The sequence below is a fragment of the Edaphobacter sp. genome (genome assembly GCF_035763405.1).
Taxonomy (GTDB): Bacteria; Acidobacteriota; Terriglobia; order Terriglobales; family Acidobacteriaceae; genus Edaphobacter.
In genome coordinates this window covers 19069-39297 of record NZ_DASUBE010000031.1, presented here as the reverse complement: position 1 = coordinate 39297, position 20229 = coordinate 19069, and the positions used below count along the sequence as shown (strand labels likewise).

Sequence of the window (20229 nt, the reverse complement as noted above, 5' to 3'; positions counted from 1 at the left end):
TCCGTCATTCGCGATAGTCGCGGTAGTGGATCGCCTCAGAGACGCCGATCCAGATGTCCAGCAGCCCCAGCCCAGAGATGATTCCTCGCACCGCGCCGTTGTGCAGGATCGCAGCCAACCAGGGCCGCGCCAGAATAAACATGTTGCGGTCCCACATCTGGTGCCACCACGGCAGCACCGTCACCAGAATGCCGAGGTAGACGCAGAACAACACCAGCACAAACAGCGAGAGCCGCTGTAGCCACACCGGCGCTGTCTTTCTGGCGGGTTCGCCTCGGTTCTCCGGCGGTTGCTCAACCATCGGCTCAGGGTTCGGAAAAAGTTGTGACTGTCCCGACATCAAACTCCCATGTCTGACACTAGCAGAGCAGCCGCCCGTTGTCTCGCCGACCTGTTCCGCACGAACCGCCCTCTTCAATAATGAGAAAATAGAGGTACATGCTCCAACTCTCCGCAGCCGGAAAACGCTTCGGCCCCAAGCTCCTTTTTGAAGACGCCAACTGGCTCATCACGCCGAACGAGCGCACCGGCCTGGTCGGTGGCAACGGCACCGGCAAATCGACACTGCTCAAGGTGCTGGCCGGTATCGAGACGCTCGACTACGGCCAGCTCACTCGTGTCAAAGGCATGACGCTCGGCTACCTACCGCAGGACGGTCTGGCCCTGCGCGGCAAAACCGTCTTCGCCGAATGCCTCTCCGTCTTCGACCACCTGCACGCGCTCGAGCGGGAAGCGGAGGAACTGACCCATACGCTTTCCACGGCAGACCCGAAATCGAAAGAGTACGCCGCCGCCGCTGACCGCTACTCCGAGATTGCCGACCAGCTCCACGTCCACGACATCTACACGCTCGACGCGCAGGTAGGCGCGGTGCTCGGCGGGCTGGGCTTCTCAAAGGAAGACTGGGAGCGCAAGACCGAAGAGTTCTCCGGCGGCTGGCAGATGCGCATCGCACTGGCCAAACTGCTGCTGCAAAAGCCGAGCCTGCTCCTGCTCGACGAGCCGACGAACCATCTTGATCTCGAAAGCCGCAACTGGCTGGAAAATTATCTGCACGATTATCCCAACGCCTTCATCCTCATCTCACACGACCGCTACTTCCTCGATGTCACGGTCAACAAGACCGTCGAGTTATGGAACAAGCGGATGCACACCTACCACGGCAATTACGAGAAATACATCACGCAAAAAGAAGAGCGCCGCACGCAGTTGATGAATGCGTACAAGAACCAGCGCGACCGCATCGAGGCGCTCGAAGCCTTCATCAGTCGCTTCCGCTACCAGGCAACGAAGGCCAAGCAGGTGCAGTCGCGCATCAAGGAGCTGGAAAAGATCGAACGCATCGAGGTGCCGGAAGAGGAAGCGACCCTCCACTTCGCCATCCCGCAGCCCCCCGCTTCAGGCCGCACAGTGATCGAGGCACAGAACCTGCGCAAGATTTACCCTACGCCCGACGGCGGCGAGAAGCTGATTCTGGACAACCTCAACTTCACCATCGAGCGCGGCGACCGCATCGCGTTGGTCGGCGCCAATGGCGCAGGTAAATCGACACTCATCCGTCTGCTCAGCCAGCAGGAGGAGCCTACCGGCGGTGAGATCAAGCTCGGGCACAACGCGCTCGTGGACTTCTTCGCGCAGGACCAGTACAAGGTGCTCGACCCCGCCGCCGTGATGCTCGACGACATCGCCGCCGCCGCGCCGAAGGTTCCGGTCGTCGAGCTGCGCTCGCTGCTGGGCTGCTTCATGTTCTCGGGCGACGACGTCTTCAAGAAGCTGGGCGTGCTCTCGGGCGGCGAGCGCAACCGCTACGCCATGGCAAAGATGCTCGTCTCTCCGAGCAACATGCTCCTGCTCGACGAGCCGACAAACCACCTCGACCTGCGCGCGAAGGACGTACTGCTGGATGCAATCAGGAACTTTACCGGCACAGTGCTGTTCGTCTCGCACGACCGCTACTTCATCGACGGCCTCGCCACGCGCGTCTTCGAGGTGGAAGACCGCAGACTGCACATCTACCCCGGCAATTACGAGGACTACCTGTGGCGCAAACAGGGCGGCCCGGAGAAAGTCACAGAACAGATCACGCAATCGCTCGCGCCTCCGCCCCTCGCGTCGCCTGCGCCAACACCCGAACCAACGCCGGCAGCCCAAACTGCGCCCGCCAAGCGCCTGAACCCCATCAAGCTGAAGCAGCTCGAAGACCGCCTCCGCTCGACCGAAGACGAGATTGCGCGCCTCGAATCCGCGATCGAAGCCGCCGAAGAACGCCTCGGCCAGTTCACCTCAGCCGAACAGTCGCAAAAAGACGCAGCCGAACTCGACGCGCTGCGTGAAAAACGCACAGCTACGCTCGCGCAATGGGAAGACCTCGCGCTGGCGCTGGAAGAGCAACACGCCTGAAGGTTTGTCTTAAGGAAGGTTCAAGTCGTCTGTAGGGCGGCTTCGATGCCTGAGTTGACCTCGGCCTGGGCAAACTCGGCGGCGACGCGGATGCCGTTCATCACAGCCTTTTCGTTCGATGAGCCGTGGCCAACGATGCAGACACCACGCACACCCAGGAGCGGTGCGCCACCGTACTCGGAGTAGTCAAGACGCTTTTTGAACTCAGCGAAGGCGCGGCGGCTAAGGAGCGCACCCACCTGCGAGGTCACGGTCGATTTGAGCGACTCGCGCAAAGAGTGACTCATCAGATGCGCGCAGCCTTCGATGGATTTGATGGCCACGTTGCCGACAAAACCATCGCACACCGTCACATCCGAGTGGCCGTTAAAGAGGTCGCGGCCCTCGACGTTGCCAATGAAATTGATGTTCGGCACGGCGCGAAGTAGAGGCAGCGTGTCGCGCGTAAGCGAGTTGCCCTTGGACTCCTCCTCGCCGATAGAGAGCAGACCGACACGCGGGTTGGCAATCTTGAGCACGTTTTTGGCATACATGTTGCCCATCACGGCGAACTGCACAAGATTGTCGGGATCGCAGTCTACGTTGGCGCCTACATCGAGCAGCAGCGACGGCACACCGCGCGAGGTGGGCATAATGGTGGCAAGCGCCGGGCGATGCACTCCGGCCAACATGCCGAGCACCATCTTGGCCGTAGCCATGGCCGCGCCCGTATTACCTGCGGTAAAGAACCCGGCAGCCTTGCCGGGACCGTGCGTAGACCCGGAGGCCAGACCTTCGCGCACCATGCGCAGACCGACCCGCATCGAGGAGTCGCGCTTCGAGCGGACGGCCTGGGCGGCCTTGTCGTCCATGGTGATCCACTCGCTGGCCGGAACGATGAAAACAGGGTGACGCTGACCCCGCAGCGCCTGCCGGAGCAGGGGCCGCAGCTTATCCTCAGGGCCGACTAGATGGACGCGAACATCGTACTGGCGCGCAGCAAGGACAGCCCCGCGAACCTCAGGTTCGGGGGCCTTGTCGGAACCCATCGCGTCTACAACGATGTCAGTCGGCATCAGCGAATCGTAGCAGGGTTTGGATTGCGTGAGTTAGCTGACGGCTTCCTTCGATGCCAGCACAGAGCGTCCCTTGTACTCGCCGCACTTCTTGCAGGCGCGGTGGGGCAGCTTGCGCTCGTGGCAGTTGGGGCACTCAGAGAGGCCCGTGGGAGTAAGGAAGTCGTGGCTGCGGCGCTTCGCGGTGCGTTGCTTGGAGTGACGCCGTTTCGGATTAGGCATTGCAGTTCCCTTTCAATGACCGCGCGGCGCGAAACACGCGCAAATCGCGGCAAAACCTGATTAGTGCTTCGGCTCGAGCTTTTCGGCCAGACCGGCAAGCGCATTCCATCGCGGGTCGGCGGGCGCCGCATCGCAGGAACATTTCGCCTGATTCAGATTCTGACCACAGCGCGGGCAAAGCCCTTTGCAGTCTGCTGTGCAGAGGGTACGGCTGGGCAGGGAGAGCAACACCTGCTCGCGCACCACATCTTCGAGCAAAAGACCGCTCTCTTGATAATACCCGATTTCGGTCTCATCTGGGGTAATGGCGTGCTCGCCCGCCTCCGAGGCAGCGGAACTGGGGCGGAAAATGAGGTCGAAATCGCCCTCAAGCGGCACCTGGACCGGTTCCAGGCAGCGGGCGCAGAGAATCTCGAACCCAGCCGAATAATGGGCACGCAGGCGGAGGTCGTTGATGTCCTGAACGCCGCGACCATGGTGGTCAGCAGCATGGTGCTCAACGATCAGGTCGGCCCGACCTTTGACCGGCAGCGGGGTCGCCTGACGAATGTCAGGGGCATAATCGAGCGCACCGGGATCGATGATCTCGTCAAAATACAACGGCTCGTCGACCAGTTGGAGAGGAGTAATCAGCACGTATTTAAGGGTAGCAGGTTGGGAAGCGAGGTCAAAGTTTTGTGATGCTAACGAGTGGGGCGATGCTAAGATGGCCGCCGACGGTCCGCTTGATGAACTTACGTTCTAAGTCGCTATCTGCCTTAGCCTTCGTGGTGTCGGTTGCGCTGACCTCGTGCGGGACGGCTACCGCTCCGGTTTCAACCGCTGGTCTGAATGGAAACTGGAACCTGGTGGGCAACCGGGCGCTGAGTCAGTATCCTCTTCTATCGACGACCCTGACAGTGAATGGAAATCAGATTACGGGCGAAGGGTATGTGGACATTCGATGCCAGGCGGGTCTGGGGTTGGGTGTCGGAGGCACCATGGCATTTAGCGGCCTGATCGCTACCGATGGAACATTTCATTTGGCTGTACCCTCATTGGATAGCACACAGGTAATGATCGATGGCAGAGTGCCTGCAAAGGGCAGCGCCGGCTGGACTGGAACATATACGATCACAAGCACAGCCTGTAGTGGTAGCCAGACGGGCAGCTTTACAGCGACGATATTTCAACCGATTAATGGGATCTTTGCGGGGCAGATTGGCGGGATAGCGCTCGGCTCCGGGACGAGCATGAGCATGCAAGTCTCCGAGGGAATCCCTGTAGTGTTCCAACACGCCAATGGGACGACATCGACCTACTACCCGCTAAGCGCAACGATCTCTATCAACGGATCGCCTTGCTTCAAGCATGGCACGACAACGGGGAACGCCTTTCCGAATGAGGTTATGGGAGATTTCATCATTCTGGACTTCACCATGGACGACGGTTCGCAAATGCACATGGACGCATGGATGACCGATACGAGTGAAACGACTCTCAATCCTGTGTCTCTTATCGTGTCTGGCGGACAGTGCAGTAACAAGGCCAGCACTGCCGTCCTGACAGCACAGTAGCCACTACCCCTCGCCGAGGGCTTCGGTATGGCCGGTGAGGCTGACAATCTCAATCTTCTCGAAATGGAACGAAATCTCTTGCAGGTTGCGCGTATCCACCATTGGGCCATCCTGCTGATTGACTTGCACCCACTGCCGCGCGGCAGAAACAGTGGCATTCGTTAGACGGACGGTGTGGTCCAGCGATTCGGTGCCGTCGGAGAGCGGCAGGAAAAACTCGAAGAGCACCGAAGACAGAACCTCGCCCGTGTAGGCTGCCTGGTAGAACTGCGGCGAGGCTGGCCCCCACTGCTTGGTGAAGACGACGGGCTGCTGCCTGCGCCTGCCTGAATCCGCTCCGGGGGCCGCGTCGCACGAATCCACAATGCCGTAGCTGAAAGCCACACCGGGAATCTTGTTGGCGATCTTCGTCGAGAGCGTCTCGCCTTTGAAGGTGCCCTGAGTAGTGCCAACGACGGTCGCGTAGAACTGAAGTGTCATGCTGTCCCCCCGGCCGGAGCCGCGCGAGGGGCGACGATAAATCGCCCCTCATTCTTTAGGATGCTGCGGCGCGAGTGCAGGTCATCGATGCTATTGCTTATCGAAGACGTAGGTCACATCGAACTCCCCGAGGTCGAGCGAGTAGTGCGTCTGGCGCGTGAGCACCTTGCCGTCCGCCGAGAGCGTGTAAACAGAGTGGACAGTGCCGTTGGAGCCCTGGTAGCTCATCTTCTGGTCCACGACCAGCGTCGCGCCTTGCCACTGCGCTTTGGAAGCGAGGACTTTAAAGATGGCGGCGGCGGAAAAAGCTCCTGCCGGCGTTGCCGACTCGGCCCCGCCGATGACGATGGGGAGCAGATAGGTCTGTTTGCCGGTGTTGTCGCTATCGTTGGCAACAGCGACCTTCAAATCGTTGCCATTTTCGATGATGATGTCGGTCTCGCTGTTGGGCGGGGGAACCTGGCCGAAGTCGCTCTTCGCAATGTCGAGCCTCCATGCGCCGGAGAGATTCGGCGCGGCAGTGGCAGGTGTGGCCGAAGGAGCGGTGGCCGGAGCGGCGGCAGGCGTAGTCTGGGCTGGAAGCACGGAAACGGCGGCAAGCAGGAAGGTGGCGGCTATGAATCGGGTCATGGATCCTCGGCGTTCGTTTGGGATAGACACAATGGCATGGAACAGGCGAAGCGTGCGTTTCGGCTCGTCCAGCATCATACGGCACGGCGGCTGGTAGAGTTCCACTCAAACGATTTTTGAGTCGTAACACTACTGACACAGCGTTGTCAGTATGGGATATGTACTCTCGAAGAGTAGTCGGACGAAATCTGAATTGAGGATGGACCACATGAAGATGACACAGCTTTTTCTGGATGAGTTGAAGCGCGAAGCGGCAGGAACGCGGAAGGCGCTCGAGCGCGTGCCGGAGGGCCACAACAGTTGGAAGCCGCACGAGAAGTCGATGCCGCTTGGGTATCTGGCCTCGCTGGTGGCGACGATGCCGGCATGGATCGACTACATGATCAACCGCGACGAACTGGACTTCGCGCCCGTAGGCGGAAACCCAAACAAGCCTCAGGAGTGGACGACGCGAGCGGAGCTTCTGGCTTGCTTCGACGAGTCCCTCGCCAAGGCGCAAGCCGCGCTCGAAGGCACCACCGACGAGCACCTGATGACGACGTGGCGACTGAAGGCAGGCGGCCACCTCATCAGCGAAGACCCCCGGCACATCAACATCCGCCACGGCGTCATCAACCACTGGGCGCACCATCGCGGCCAGTTGACGGTGTATCTGCGGCTCAATCAGGCGGCTGTCCCGGCGCTCTATGGGCCTTCGGCGGACGAGATGTTTTAGCTGGCAACGAGCATTTCGGGTGCTCTTCTGGCGCTCACCTTATGGCCTCAAAGAACTCTGCCAGAAATATCTTTCTGAAGGGCACGGTCCGAGTCTTGGCAGGAGTCGGAGGTTTGTCATTTTTATTCGGCGGCGTACTGATTCATGCTCTGACGAAAACAGATCGCACGCTCGCTGAACTTGAAGGCATTGGCGTTGCCGGAGTCTGCCTCATTCTTGCCATAGCCTCTCAGCACCTCGTGGATGATATGCCGGAAGCAGAAGACGACATAGCACTCAACAGCGAATCAACCCATAAATAGCCGGATGCCCGCAACACCTGCGGCTCCGGCTTCGATGCAGCTTGAGGCATTCTCCAAAGTGACGCCGCCAAGCGCATAGACCTGAACAGGCGCGGCGATGGCACAGGCTTCCCGAAGAGCTTCAAGGCCTGCTGCAGCCGTAATCACTTCGCCCGCGACGATCTTGCCGAAGACCGGCGCAAAAAGGACAGCATCGGCACCGTTTGTACAGGCTTGTATGACTTCATCGAGCGTGTGGCAGGAAACAGAGACGGACGGCGTGGGACGCTCAGCGTAAGCGTAGAGATGGCGCACCTGCGCCGGCGTGAGCTCGCCGGGAGCGGCAGTGAGGTGGACGCCATGAGCGCCGGTGGCCATAGCGACGTCGGCGCGCGCATTGATGAGGAGCTTCGTTTGCGAGGCGGAGATGACGGCGAGGACGCTTCGTGCCAGACTGGCCAAAACGCCTGCCGGGAGGTCCTTTTCACGAAGCTGGATGAAGTCGATATCCTCGGCAGCCCAGCGCGCGCATTGCTCGATCAGCGACTCCTGCCGCCGGGCTTCATCGCCGGGGAAGAGGGCGCGGCTCGTAATCGCATATCGAATCATCGCCTCTTGAGTGTACTGACAGACCCAACAGAGGCGTATGCTCTCTGTGTTAGTTTTTAGGCTGTGGAAGTTCTGAAAATGATGAACGATAACCGGCCCTCACGATAGCGATTGAGGGGCCGATAACGATAAGACACCGTCACTCAAGCGTTTGGCGGAGTCAGGCGAGCCAGTGGATATATGAGTAATGTTTACGATTTGATCGTCATCGGGTCCGGCCCCGCCGGGCAGCGAGCGGCGATCTACGCCGCCAAGCTGGGCAAAAAAGTCGCGCTCGTGGAGATGCGCGAGATGGTGGGCGGCGTCTGCATCAACACCGGCACCATCCCCTCCAAGACGATGCGCGAAGCCGTGCTGCATCTCTCCGGCTACAACTACAAATCGATCTACGGGATGAACTACCGGGTCAAGGAAAAGATCACCATGGCGGACCTCGCCTTCCGCGTGCAGCATGTGATCAAGACCGAGATCGACGTGACCGAGGCACAGCTCTCGCGCAACAACATCGAGATGCTGGTCGGCGTAGCCAGCTTTGAAGACGCAACCCACGTGAAGGTAACGAACTCGCGCGGCTCACAGGTCTACGAGACGAAAAATGTGGTCATCGGCACCGGAACCAAGCCCGCCTGCTCGCCCAAGGTGCCAATCAACGGGCACAGCATCATCAATAGCGATCTCGTGCTCGATCTGGTGAACCTGCCGAAGACAATGATCGTCGTAGGCGGCGGCGTCATCGGCGTCGAGTACACCTGCATGTTCTCCGCGCTCGGCGTGCGCGTCACGCTGATTGAAAAGCGCCCCCGGCTGCTCGAGTTCGCCGACCAGGAGATCGTCGAGGCGCTGAGCTATCACCTGCGCGACTCGCGCGTCACCATGCGGCTCAACGAAGAAGTGGAGTCGGTCGAAGAGATGCCCGACGGCACCGTCGTCGCCAATCTCGAAAGCAAGAAAAAACTCCAGTGCGACGCGCTGCTCTACGCCGTAGGACGGCAAGGCAATGTGGACGAACTGAACCTGGCCGCCGTCGGCATCGAGGCCGACAAGCGCGGGCGCATCCCGGTGGACAAGGACTTCCGCACCAAAGTCCCGACCATCTTCGCCGTGGGCGATGTCATCGGCTTTCCCTCGCTGGCCTCGGTCTCCATGGAACAGGGGCGCGTGGCAGCGGCGCGGGCGTTCGGAGACGAACGGCTGCTCTCGAACCCCGGCCTCTATCCCTACGGCATCTATACGATTCCCGAGATCAGCTTCATCGGCAAGACCGAGGAGCAGTTGACCGAAGAGGACGTGCCCTACGAGGTGGGCGTAGCCTACTACCGGGAGATTGCGCGCGGGCAGATTCGCGGCGACACGACCGGGCGACTGAAGCTCATCTTCCACCGGCTCGACCACTCGATTCTGGGCGTCCACATCATCGGCGAAGGCGCCAGCGAGCTGTTGCATATTGGCCAGGCCGTCATGGCGCTAGGCGGCAAACTCGACTACTTTGTCGATACGGTCTTTAACTATCCAACGCTGGCGGAATGTTATAAAGTGGCTGCTTTCAACGGGTTGAACCGTGTAAGCAAGATCGAGTAGCGCACGGCGGGAAGGCAAGGCAGGCATGGCAAAGACGATTGGGGTCACAGTTTCGGAGCGGATTTCGGCTGCGCTTGTCGTCGATCACAGGCTGGTGGGGCAGCTCTATCGTTTTCCGGAAGACCACGACGAGGTAGACGGCCTGGTCGAGTTGCACGCCGACGGTCTGGTCCACATGATCGCCCGCCAGGTCATGCTGGCCGCCGCCGGAGCCAAAGACATCGCCGCCGTAGGCGTCGCACTGCCCGGCCTCATCAAAAACGGCATCGTCGAAGAAGCTCCAAACCTGCCGCAACTGAAGGGCGCAAAGATCCAGGACATGCTGACCGCTCAACTCAAGGAGCAGGGGCTCAATACCTCCGTCACGGCAGTGAACGACGCCGACGGCATGGCCGCCGGACTGGCCTCGCGCCACGGCAAGCTCGGCAGCATGATCCGCGTCTGGACGCTCGGCACCGGCATCGGCTATGGACGCTACCCATTCGCTCCGGGCGTGTGGGAGGGCGGCCACACCGTGGTGACGCTCGACGAAAAAGAGCGATACTGCGGCTGTGGCGGGCACGGACACCTGGAAGGCATCATGGGCCACCGCGCCATGCGGCTACGCTTTCTGGACATGGAGCCGGAAGAAGTCTTCGAGGCAGCAAAGAAGGGCGACCCGCGCTGCGTCGAGTTCAAGAAGCTCTGGCACCGTGCGCTGGCTGCGGCAACGGCTACCTCGATCCACATGAGCGGGCCGAGCAAGGTCTATCTCACCGGCATCAACGTCCACTTCCTCGACCTTCCACTGCTCAAGGAGTACATGCGAGAGATGGTCAAGATGAGCCCGCTGCAAAGCTACTCGCTCGAGATCGTCGAAGACCTGCCGGAGACGCGTGTCATCGGCGCAGCAGTCTTAGCCGAACAGGCCGCCGCGCTGTAACCACACCTCCATCTGATCCCTGAAAAACGTTAAACTGAATCAATGCCCCAAAGCCTTTACGCAAAGTGGATGTATGCCTGGGAGACTGCGCTCACCACACGCGACACCAACCGCATCGTCCGTCCTCTGGAGTGGGGATTCGACTGGCTCGAAGATTTCAGCCCGCTAGCCGCTGAAAGCGCCAACGGCGGCGGCTTCGAGCGCATGACCGCCATCAACGCCGACATCGTGCGCCGCGCCGATGAGTTCTTCAGCTACCGCACGCCCGAGGACTTCCGCCTCGAACGACGCCACCCCGAACTCTTCCCAACCAACGTCCGCCCCGAGACGCTGGCCCAGGACGCCGAGCTGAAGCGCCAGGCCGAAACCGGCGAACTCGACGAAGCTGAGTTCCTCCGCTTCACCTCCGCCGTGCGCACGCGCTATCCAGAAAACGATACCGTCAACGCGCGCTGGTATCCCGCTCCACCTGAAAAACAGCGGGGCAAACCAAAGCAGGCCATCGTCGTCATGCCGCAATGGAACGCTGACGCATTCAGCCACAACGCGCTCTGCACGCTCTTCAACCGCTTCGGCATCTCCGCGCTCCGGCTCTCGAAGCCCTACCACGACATCCGCCGCCCTTCCGAGCTGGAGCGGTCCGACTACGCCGTCAGCGCCAACATCGGCCGCACAACCGAGGCCTGCCGTCAGGCCGTCGTCGACGTCCGCAGTTGTCTTGACTGGCTCCAGCATCAGGGCTACGAGCAGTTCGGCGTGCTGGGCACCTCGCTCGGCAGTTGCTACGCCTTCATCGCGGCGGCCTTCGACGCGCGTCTTCGTGTCTGCGCCTTCAACCACGCCTCCACATGGTTTGGCGACGTGGTATGGCAGGGCCAGAGCACGCGCCACATCCGCGCCGCCTTCGAAGAGGCCGGGCTTACTCAGGACCAGGTGCGCGAGATCTTCGCCATCGTCAGCCCCATGTCGTACATGCAGCGATTCGCAGCCAATCCCAAACGAGCGCTGGTTGTCCACGCGACCTACGACCTCACGTTCCCCCTCGAATTTTCGCTCGATGTGCTCAAGAACTTCGACTCACTCGGCATCGACTACGTATCCAAAGTGCTGCCCTGCGGTCACTACACCACCGGCGAGACGCCTTATAAATTCCTCGACGGATGGTACCTGGGATCGTTCGTATATAAGGCGTTCAAGGAACTGGCCCGAAAGGCTTAATCCCGATTGCGTTAAGCCTTCCCAGTCACCCCATGACATAGAATGGCAGTATGCCCATTGATCTGAATGCCTCCCTTTCTGCCGCCGATCCTGACGTTGCCGCGCAGATTGCCAGTGAAGTCAACCGCCAGCACGAAGGGCTGGAGATGATTGCGTCGGAGAACTTCGTCAGCCGCGCCGTACTCGAAGCCGCAGGCACCGTCTTCACCAATAAATACGCCGAAGGCTATCCCGGCAAACGTTACTACGGCGGCTGCGAGCACGCCGACGTGGTCGAAAACATCGCCCGTGACCGCGCCAGGCAGCTCTTCGGCGCCGAGCACGTCAACGTGCAGCCGCACTCAGGCTCGCAGGCCAACGCCGCCGCCTACATGACACTGCTTCAACCCGGCGACTGCATCCTCGGACTCGACCTGGCGCATGGCGGCCACCTGACGCACGGCCACAAGCTCAATTTCTCCGGAAAACTCTACCGCATCGTCGGCTACCAGGTCCGCAAAGACACCGAAGTCGTCGATTACGACGAGTTGGAGGCGCTCGCCGTGCGCGAGAAGCCGAAGGTCATCGTTGGCGGCGGCAGCGCCTACCCGCGCCAGTTCGACTTCCCCCGGATGCGCGCCATCGCCGACAAAGTGGGCGCATACCTGATGATCGATATGGCGCACTTCGCCGGCCTCGTCGCTGGCGGAGTCCACCCCTCGCCCGTGCCGCACGCGCACGTCGTCACCACCACTACGCACAAGACCCTGCGCGGCCCGCGCGCCGGATTGATCCTCTCGAAACAGGAGTTCGCTGCCGGCATTGACCGTAGCGTCTTCCCCGGCCAGCAGGGCGGCCCGCTGATGCACATCGTCGCGGCCAAGGCTGTCGCGTTCAAAGAGGCGCTGCAACCGGAGTTTGCCGGCTACGCCAGGCAAATCGTCGCCAACGCCAAGGTGCTGGCCGAGGAGCTGGCCGTCGCGGGCTACCGTATCATCTCCGGCGGAACCGACACTCACCTCATGCTGGTCGATGTCTTCCAGAAGGGCATCCTCGGCTCCGAAGCCGAAGTGGCCCTTGGCGCGGCAGGTATCACGGTCAACAAGAACGCCATCCCCTACGACACCAACCCGCCCATGAAGCCGAGCGGCATCCGCATCGGCACCCCGGCCCTGACCACACGCGGCATGAAAGAGGCCGAGATGCGCATCATCGCCGGCTGGATCGCACAGGCGCTCGAACATCGCAACGATCCGGGCAGGATCAAACAGATACGCGCTGAAGTTTTGGCGCTCGCCGAAAAATTTCCGTTGTATAGTTGGCTCCGCAGTTAGTTCGAACGTCAGTATCTCCAGAAATATAGACGTGACCCCGGGGGACAACTATGGCGATGGAGGTCATCGCGTGGCTCATCGCGCTTCCTATGCTGGGAATCGTGACCGGTCTGCGCACCTTCACGCCCATGGCAGCCCTCTGCTGGTTCGCCTGGTCCCGGGCCCTGCCGTTGGACGACACCTGGGCCTTCTGGGCGGCAAAGCTCGCCGTCGCCATCGCCTTCACTGTTCTGGCCATCTGCGAACTGGTGGCCGACAAGCAGCCCTGGATCCCAGACCGAACCCGCCTGTACTCAGTGGTAGCAAAACTCTTTCTTGGCGGCCTGCTCGGAGCCATCGTGGCCACCGGGCTCGACGGAGCAGTCATTGAGGGCATCATCCTCGGCGTACTGGGCGTGCTGGTAGGCACCTACGGCGGCTTCCTCATCCGTCGCGACCTCGTCCAGAAGGCCAACCTCCAGGACTGGCACGTCGCCATGGCCGAAGACGCCATCGCGATCTCCTGCGCCATCGTCGCGATGGTTGTGGTCTCCGCGTAAATCAAACAAAAATAATTAGATAGTCACGATGCTTGCTTCGCCGCTTCGACGGCCCTTCGCAGCCTGTGAGACCATCGTTTCAGGTAACGGTATGGGCACAGAGCGTGTAAAGGTAACGGTAGGGGTCGCGGGCGGCATTGCGGCCTATAAGTCCGTAGAGCTGGTGCGCCTGCTACAGAACGCCGGGCTCGATCCGCATGTGATCATGACACGAGCCGCCGAGGAGTTCATTCGTCCTCTCACCTTTGCCGGCATCTCCGGGCACAACGTGATCACCAGCCTTTGGAACGAGCGTGCAGGCGCAGGTGCCGAAGCTGAAGAGGGCGCAGTCTCCCCAATGGAGCACATCAACGAAGCCCAGACGACGCGCCTGCTGGTCGTCGCCCCCGCAACGGCTGACATACTGGGCAAATTCGCTCACGGCCTGGCCGACGACTTCCTGACGACGATGTTCCTGGCCACCTCGGCTCCGGTCATCGTGGCTCCCTCCATGAATGTCAATATGTGGCAGCATCCGGCAGTCCAGGCAAATCTTGCTACGCTGCGCGCCCGTGGAGTGCGTGTGGTCGAACCGGGCAGCGGCTATCTGGCCTGTGGCATGGTCGGCGGCGGCCGACTCGCCGAACCGGCGGAGATTGCTGCTGCGGTCGCGGAAGTCCTCGCCCAGGCCGCCGACGCCAGCGGCAAAGACGACCTCGCCGGAGAAACCATGCTGGTGACAGCCGGAGGCACACGCGAGGCCATCGACCCAGTGCGGTTCATCGGCAACCGCTCCAGCGGACGCATGGGCTACGCCATAGCCGAGGCGGCCCGAAAGCGAGGGGCGCATGTCATTCTCATCAGCGCACCGACAGTCCTGCCCGCGCCTGCCGGATGCGAAGTCATCCCCGTCGTAACCGCAGGCGAGATGCGTCAGGCAGTCATCGAGCGGCTGCCCGAAGCCAGCATCGTCGTCATGGCCGCAGCAGTCAGCGACTATCGCGTCAAAGACGTCGCAGAACAAAAGCTCAAGCGCACCGGCACGCGAACCCTCGAACTCGAGCCAACTGAAGACATCCTCGCCGAAGTATCCTCCAGGCGCAGCCCCGGAACGCTGGTGATCGGCTTCGCGGCGGAAACCGAGCACATCGTCGCCAACGCCCTTGCCAAGCTCGATCGCAAGGGCATCGACGCCATCGTTGCCAACGATGTCTCCTCCGCCGAAACCGGGTTTGACTCGGAGCGGAACGCAGGCAGCTTCCTGACCCGCAATGGTGCCGTGGAGCTTCCCACCATGAGCAAGACCGAGATGGCCAGCCGCATCCTCGACCAGATCGCCCACATGCGTACAGCGATCCGCAGCAGATAAACGCCAGCCACAGCCATGCCAAAATTCGAGGCCCCGGGATCGTTTGAGCGGTCCCGGGGCCACAGGTCGTGCAGACGGCCCGTAAGCCGAATTCTGTTTTAGACGATCATTCCTCTACGCGACGCATTGCTGCGGCGCTTTAGCAACCTACCCGCAGGTTTCGGCCCCCTTCCGGGTCTCTCCGCCTTGGCGCACCGGGCCGGTACGCGCCGTGCCGCCTGAAGAGAAGCGGCAAAGTCCCTGCCTATTTGGTCTTGCTCCGTGTGGGGTTTACCCTGCCGCGCCCATTACTGGACGCGCGGTGCGCTCTTACCGCACCATTTCACCCTTACCCAAGCTAAATGAATAACTTGGGCGGTATCCTTTCTGTTGCACTGGCCGTCCGGATGGCTTGAACCATCCGTCCCGGACGTTATCCGGCACACTGCCCTGCGGAGTTCGGACTTTCCTCCCCCGCCCATCGCTGGGCGGCAGCGATCATCCGGCCGCCTGCACTCCAAGTCTATCGCAGCGAACCAATTCCCGCACCGCTGCGTACATCATCTCGCGGCTGGCCTCGCTTTGGCCGCGACGGGCTGGTAGTCTCAAGCCTGCCCAGTAAATCGAGTAACCATGGAATTTAAAGAGGCCGTCAAAATCGCCCTTCAGTCTCTGTGGGCCAACAAGCTCCGCTCGATCCTCACGCTGCTCGGCGTCGTCATCGCCGTCACCAGCGTCATCGCGGTCGTGACGCTGGTCAACGGCGCGAATACCTATGTGACGACCAAGTTTTCCAGCTATGGCGCCGACGTCTTCACCGTCTCGAAGATGCCGCGCATCATCACCAGCTCCGAGGAGTACACCCGCTACCAGAAGCGCAAGAACATCCTCTTCGACGACTACCTCTACGTTCGGCAGAACTGCAAACGTTGCATGGGGATGGGCGCGATGCAATCCACCACGGGCCTGATCGTGCGCGGCACGCAGTCGGTCACGGACACACAGATTCGCGGCTACACCTGGCAGATGCCCTCGTTACAGAACCTCAACATCGAGCAGGGGCGTGGCTTCACCGAGGCCGACGAGAACCACGCCTCGCGCGTCTGCATCATCGGCACCGACATTCAGGACCATCTCTTCCCCGGCGTCAACCCGCTCGGCCAGGAGCTGCGCGTAGACGGCACGCCCTACACCGTCATCGGCATCAGCGAAAAACAGGGCAGCACCTTCGGGCAGAGCCAGGACAACTGGGTCGGCGTACCGCTGACCTCCTACCAGCGCAACTACGGCACGCAGAAGACCCTGACCATCTACGTCAAGGCCGGGTCCGCAGGCCCGGCGCTCGACGATGCCGCCGACGAGGTGCGCGTGCTCATGCGCTCGCGCCGCCACGACTCCCCGGGCGCGCCTGACAGCTTCGAGCTGGACACCAACAACACGCTCGTCGGCTTCTTCAGCACCATCACCAACTCCTTCGGCGCGGTCGCCGGAGGCCTCGCGATGATTGCGCTCGTGGTCGGTGGAATCGTCATTATGAACATCATGCTGGTCAGCGTAACCGAACGGACGCGAGAGATCGGCATCCGCAAAGCACTCGGCGCAAAACCACGCGACATCCTCACCCAATTCCTGATCGAGTCAGGAACGATTGCTCTCGTCGGCGGATTCTTCGGGGTCATCGGCGGAATCATCGTAGCCGAACTGATTACGCTGGTCGCCGGATTTCCCTCGACCGTCGCACTCTGGAGCGTGCTCGTCGGCCTGGTTATGGCTGCCGGGACAGGAGTCTTCTTCGGGGTCTATCCCGCGCGCAAGGCTGCGATGCTGGATCCCATCGTGGCATTACGAGCCGATTAGCTTGGATTGGAGATTCACTGGAAGCTGCTCTATGAAAATCAGAGATGTCAAAGACACGGTGATCATGGCGCTTGACACGTTGCGCACGAACAAGCTGCGCAGCGGGCTGACCATTCTGGGCATCGTCATCGGCGTAATGACGGTGATTGTGATCTCGTCAGTGGTCAACGGGCTCAACAGCCGTGTCTCGGGCCTGGTCGAATCGCTGGGCTCGAACGTCCTCTTCGTCTTCCGCTTTCCCGTCTTTGGCCAGCGACCCACCTCGGAGATGTTGACGCGCAAGCAGCTCACCTACGACGATGCGATGGCCATGCGCGACCTGCCGCACGTCGTCGCGGTCTCGCCCGCCTTGCAGTACACCGACAACACCGCCCCCGGACGCGCGGGTAACACGGCCATACGTGGCAATGGCAAGACCATGCAGGGCACCATCCTCGAGGGCGACACGCCCGCCCAGCAGGACGTGAGCAACCTGGACATGCTCGAAGGCCGATTCTTCAACGACGAAGACCAGCAGCGCGCAGCTAAAGTCACAGTCCTCGGCTACGACACCGCCGCGCAACTGTTTCCCGGCCAGAGCGCCATCGGCAAAGATGTCGAGGTCGCAGGCATGGTCTTCACTGTCGTCGGCGTGCTCGACAAGCAGAAGCAGGCCTTCGGCGGCGGCAAAAACCCGCAGGACAACCACGCCTACTTCCCCATCACGACCTTCCATTACATCCACCCGGAGGAACTCGACTACTGGATCACCCTGAAGTACGACGACCCCAAGAACCGTTCGCTGGTCGAAGACGAGCTGACTGAGTTGCTGCGCCGCCGTCGCAAGGTGCGCAACGAGCAGCCCGACAACTTCGCCATCTTCGGCACCGACTCGCTGACACGCCTCTGGAACAACATCACCAGCGGCCTGTTTCTGCTGCTGGTGTCGCTCTCAAGCGTAGCTCTCCTCGTTGGCGGCGTGGGCGTCATGAACATTATGCTGGTCTCAGTCACCGAGCGAACGCGAGAAATCGGCGTGCGCAAAGCCATTGGTGCGTCCAGACAGACCATCCTGACGCAATTTACGCTCGAGGCGATGACGCTGTGCGCCGTCGGGGGCGTCATCGGCCTTCTGCTCGGCAGTGGAATCGCCGTAGGCGTGAGCTACGTCTTCCCGGCTGCACTGTCGGCAATCTGGATGACGGTGGCATTCTTAAGCTCGTGCGGCATCGGCCTGGTCTTCGGCATCTATCCCGCCTGGAAGGCCGCGAACCTGAACCCGATCGACGCACTCCGCTACGAATAGCCACGAATAACGATGTCGCTCGCACCTGCCAGCCCCTTCCCGCCTGCGGCACATGAGATAATCAAAGGTACTGTGTTGACTGGAATCAGGCCGTTCCGGGCCCTCGTCCTTGCCGTTACCCTGGCCGCGTTGGGCTGCCACGCCCAGACGCCCACCGCCCAGAACGCCTCCGCCGCGACGGCGAGCGCCTCTGCCGCCAATGGCCTCTCGCCCCAGCTTACCCGGCGCGTCGAGGTCCTCATCCGCTCGAAGTTCGACGTGCCCGCGGCGTATGTCATCCACATCAGCCCGCCGACCAAAAGCGAGCTGCCCGGCTACAACGCCATCTCCGTGACCTTTTCGGCAGGAGACAAGACCAGCCGCCCCATCGTCTTTCTGCTCTCCGACGACAATAAGACGCTCGCCCAGTTCAGCAAATACGACATCAGTAAAGATCCCAAGGAACTGGTCAGCGCCGACGGACGGCCCAGCCGTGGCGGTCCTCCCAATGCGCCCGTCGTCATCGTCGGCTTCGACGATCTCGAGTGCCCCTTCTGTGCCCGGATGCACGAGCAGCTCTTTCCTGCCCTCCTCCAGCGTTACGGCGACAAAGTCCGCATCGTCTACCGCGATTTTCCGTTGTACGACAAACACCCCTGGGCCATGCGCGCGGCCATCGACGTGAACTGTGTCGGCTCGCACAGCACCGCCGGATACTGGAACCTGGTGGACTACATCCACGCCCACGCAGCAGAGTTGGGCGGTCAGGCAGGGAGCCTGGCCGAGGCCAACAAGGCGCTCGATCAGTTGACCCGCGACGAAGGCAAGCGTCAGAACCTTGATGTCACCGCGCTCGACGCCTGCATTGCCAAACAGGACGACGCGGCAGTGATGGCGGAGATCGCGCAGGGCGAGGCACTCGGCGTACAGGCCACCCCCGCTCTCTTCATCAACGGCGAAAAACTCGAGGGCGCCGAGCCGCTCGCCTATGTTTACCGTATGATCGATAGCGCGCTCGTTGCCGCCGGCCAGACGCCGCCTCCGCCGCCCGCCCCGGAGACACCCGCGGCGACGCCGCCTGCCGCTGCCGCACCCAAACCGGGCAATTAGGCAAAATAGATTGCACTAGCCCCATCGAGGAGAGATAGCACGTGCCGACTTTGTTGACTGATACCGATCACAGCTCCGCTGCGCGCTCGCGGACATCTCTTGCCGTCGGGCTTCTTGCACTTTCCGCGCTAGCCCTCGTGGGCGGCTGCAAACGCAGCCACAACGCAGACGTCGTCGCCACCGTCAACGGCCACGCCATCATGCGCAGCGATCTGGACAAGGCCTATGAAGCGCAGCTTGGCGAGGCCCAGCAGCAGACCCCTTCGCCCGACCAGGCCGACTCGCTACGCCTCAACGTACTCCAGTCGCTCATCAACGAAGAAATCGTCGAGCAGCGTGCCGCCAAGATGAACCTCACCGCCACCGACCAGGAGGTGGACGACAAGCTCAAGGAGATGAAGGCTCCTTACACGGACGCCCAGTTCGACGAGCGCCTGAAGGCCAACCACACCACGCTCGACGACCTGAAGCACAACCTGCGCCGCACGCTCACCATCAATAAACTCCTCAATAAAGAGATCAACTCCAAGATCACCGTCACCGACGCCGACGTGGCCAACTACTACAACCAGCACAAGGCCGAGTTCAACTTCATCGAGACGCAGTACCACCTGGCGCAGATTCAGGTGACGAACGTGCCTTCGCAGCCCGGCAACCTACAGAACAGCAAAGCCACCAACGACGCCGAAGCGAAGAAGAAGATACAGGCGCTCAAAAACCAGTTGGACAGTGGAGCCGACTTCGGCGTTCTCGCCATGAACTACTCCGAGCAGCCCGACACCGCCCCCAACGGCGGCGACATTGGCTTTGTACCCGAGTCGCGCCTGCGCACCGACGCCAGCGTCTATGCAGCTATCTCGAAGCTCAAGGCCGGCGATATCACCGACATCATCCCCATGGTCGAGCCGCAATCGAAGAAGACCGTCGGCTACGCCATCTACAAACTGCTCTCGCGAGAGCCCGCAGGACAACGCGAGCTGAGCGACCCGCGCGTCCAGCAGGCCATTCGCCAGCAGCTTCAGGAAGGCCGCTCGCAACTTCTCAAAGGCGCGTACTTCGAGATGCTCCGCGATCAGGCCAAAGTACAGAACTTCTTCGCCGAACAGATCTTCAAGAACGACGCGCACTAGGGAACCTCTGATTAAGTCTCCGA

General features: G+C 61.3%; 21 protein-coding genes and 1 other RNA gene. 14 read left to right on the top strand and 8 right to left on the bottom strand.

Annotation, left to right across the window (positions count from 1 at the left end; translation table 11 throughout):
• Positions 1 to 4: 4 nt before the first annotated feature.
• Positions 5 to 340, bottom strand: a complete 336-nt coding sequence (locus VFU66_RS03030) for a hypothetical protein (protein WP_326444755.1) — start codon at positions 338 to 340, stop codon at positions 5 to 7.
• A gap of 98 nt (positions 341 to 438) precedes the next feature.
• On the opposite strand from VFU66_RS03030, the gene VFU66_RS03025 reads away from it, so the two are divergent.
• The gene (locus VFU66_RS03025; protein ID WP_326444754.1) at positions 439 to 2400 is read left to right on the top strand and encodes an ABC-F family ATP-binding cassette domain-containing protein; all 1962 of its coding nucleotides are present in this window, start codon (positions 439 to 441) and stop codon (positions 2398 to 2400) included.
• Between the two features lie 20 nt (positions 2401 to 2420).
• Here the strand turns inward: VFU66_RS03025 and plsX are convergent, their stop codons facing one another.
• From plsX to VFU66_RS03010, 3 genes are read right to left on the bottom strand one after another with little or no spacing between them, the layout of a single operon-like run.
• Positions 2421 to 3455, bottom strand: a complete 1035-nt coding sequence (plsX, locus tag VFU66_RS03020; protein WP_326444753.1) for a phosphate acyltransferase PlsX — start codon at positions 3453 to 3455, stop codon at positions 2421 to 2423.
• A 33-nt stretch (positions 3456 to 3488) separates the two neighbouring features.
• Positions 3489 to 3677 carry a 50S ribosomal protein L32 gene (gene rpmF, locus VFU66_RS03015; RefSeq protein WP_326444752.1) on the bottom strand — a complete coding sequence of 63 codons (189 nt, stop codon included), beginning with the start codon at positions 3675 to 3677 and terminating at the stop codon, positions 3489 to 3491.
• Between the two features lie 60 nt (positions 3678 to 3737).
• Positions 3738 to 4313, bottom strand: coding sequence for a YceD family protein (locus tag VFU66_RS03010; RefSeq protein ID WP_326444751.1), 576 nt, complete (start codon positions 4311 to 4313; stop codon positions 3738 to 3740).
• A gap of 92 nt (positions 4314 to 4405) precedes the next feature.
• Between VFU66_RS03010 and VFU66_RS03005 the strand changes: the two genes are divergently transcribed.
• Positions 4406 to 5233, top strand: coding sequence for a hypothetical protein (locus VFU66_RS03005; RefSeq protein ID WP_326444750.1), 828 nt, complete (start codon positions 4406 to 4408; stop codon positions 5231 to 5233).
• 3 nt (positions 5234 to 5236) lie between these two features.
• On the opposite strand, the gene tssD is transcribed toward VFU66_RS03005, so the two are convergent.
• Positions 5237 to 5713, bottom strand: coding sequence for a type VI secretion system tube protein TssD (gene tssD, locus VFU66_RS03000; RefSeq protein ID WP_326444749.1), 477 nt, complete (start codon positions 5711 to 5713; stop codon positions 5237 to 5239).
• A gap of 90 nt (positions 5714 to 5803) precedes the next feature.
• Positions 5804 to 6343 carry a hypothetical protein gene (locus VFU66_RS02995; RefSeq protein ID WP_326444748.1) on the bottom strand — a complete coding sequence of 180 codons (540 nt, stop codon included), beginning with the start codon at positions 6341 to 6343 and terminating at the stop codon, positions 5804 to 5806.
• Between the two features lie 208 nt (positions 6344 to 6551).
• On the opposite strand from VFU66_RS02995, the gene VFU66_RS02990 reads away from it, so the two are divergent.
• Both VFU66_RS02990 and VFU66_RS02985 read left to right on the top strand, forming a co-directional pair.
• A complete protein-coding gene (locus VFU66_RS02990; RefSeq protein WP_326444747.1) occupies positions 6552 to 7058 on the top strand; it encodes a DinB family protein in 507 nt (168 codons plus the stop codon).
• 113 nt (positions 7059 to 7171) lie between these two features.
• Entirely contained in the window at positions 7172 to 7360 is a 189-nt protein-coding gene (locus VFU66_RS02985; protein ID WP_326444746.1) for a hypothetical protein, read from the top strand.
• Here VFU66_RS02985 and VFU66_RS02980 read toward each other — a convergent pair.
• Positions 7346 to 7948: a thiamine phosphate synthase gene (locus VFU66_RS02980; protein ID WP_326444745.1), complete on the bottom strand. Its 603-nt coding sequence runs from the start codon at positions 7946 to 7948 to the stop codon at positions 7346 to 7348. The two genes, VFU66_RS02985 and VFU66_RS02980, sit on opposite strands and share 15 nt — an antisense overlap.
• Positions 7949 to 8128: 180 nt before the next feature.
• Here VFU66_RS02980 and sthA point away from each other — a divergent pair, with 180 nt between their 5' ends.
• The 6 genes from sthA (at position 8129) to coaBC (ending at position 14866) form a co-directional block, all read left to right on the top strand.
• Entirely contained in the window at positions 8129 to 9526 is a 1398-nt protein-coding gene (gene sthA / locus VFU66_RS02975) for a Si-specific NAD(P)(+) transhydrogenase (protein WP_326444744.1), read from the top strand.
• 25 nt (positions 9527 to 9551) lie between these two features.
• Entirely contained in the window at positions 9552 to 10448 is an 897-nt protein-coding gene (locus VFU66_RS02970) for an ROK family protein (protein ID WP_326444743.1), read from the top strand.
• Positions 10449 to 10490: 42 nt separating this feature from the next.
• Positions 10491 to 11666, top strand: coding sequence for an alpha/beta hydrolase family protein (locus VFU66_RS02965; protein ID WP_326444742.1), 1176 nt, complete (start codon positions 10491 to 10493; stop codon positions 11664 to 11666).
• 50 nt (positions 11667 to 11716) lie between these two features.
• Positions 11717 to 12979 carry a serine hydroxymethyltransferase gene (gene glyA, locus VFU66_RS02960; RefSeq protein ID WP_326444741.1) on the top strand — a complete coding sequence of 421 codons (1263 nt, stop codon included), beginning with the start codon at positions 11717 to 11719 and terminating at the stop codon, positions 12977 to 12979.
• A gap of 89 nt (positions 12980 to 13068) precedes the next feature.
• Positions 13069 to 13518, top strand: coding sequence for a DUF4126 family protein (locus VFU66_RS02955; protein ID WP_326444740.1), 450 nt, complete (start codon positions 13069 to 13071; stop codon positions 13516 to 13518).
• Between the two features lie 91 nt (positions 13519 to 13609).
• A complete protein-coding gene (coaBC, locus tag VFU66_RS02950) occupies positions 13610 to 14866 on the top strand; it encodes a bifunctional phosphopantothenoylcysteine decarboxylase/phosphopantothenate--cysteine ligase CoaBC (RefSeq protein WP_326444739.1) in 1257 nt (418 codons plus the stop codon).
• 66 nt (positions 14867 to 14932) lie between these two features.
• Here the strand turns inward: coaBC and rnpB are convergent.
• Positions 14933 to 15359: RNase P RNA component class A (rnpB, locus tag VFU66_RS02945), an RNA gene on the bottom strand.
• A 119-nt stretch (positions 15360 to 15478) separates the two neighbouring features.
• On the opposite strand from rnpB, the gene VFU66_RS02940 reads away from it, so the two are divergent.
• From VFU66_RS02940 to VFU66_RS02925, 4 genes are all read left to right on the top strand, one after another.
• On the top strand, positions 15479 to 16702 hold the full coding sequence (locus VFU66_RS02940) for an ABC transporter permease (protein ID WP_326444738.1): 1224 nt from the start codon (positions 15479 to 15481) through the stop codon (positions 16700 to 16702).
• Between the two features lie 31 nt (positions 16703 to 16733).
• A complete protein-coding gene (locus tag VFU66_RS02935) occupies positions 16734 to 17987 on the top strand; it encodes an ABC transporter permease (protein WP_326444737.1) in 1254 nt (417 codons plus the stop codon).
• A gap of 72 nt (positions 17988 to 18059) precedes the next feature.
• Entirely contained in the window at positions 18060 to 19076 is a 1017-nt protein-coding gene (locus VFU66_RS02930; protein ID WP_326444736.1) for a DsbA family protein, read from the top strand.
• A 41-nt stretch (positions 19077 to 19117) separates the two neighbouring features.
• On the top strand, positions 19118 to 20206 hold the full coding sequence (locus VFU66_RS02925) for a SurA N-terminal domain-containing protein (protein WP_326444735.1): 1089 nt from the start codon (positions 19118 to 19120) through the stop codon (positions 20204 to 20206).
• Positions 20207 to 20229 lie beyond the last annotated feature (23 nt).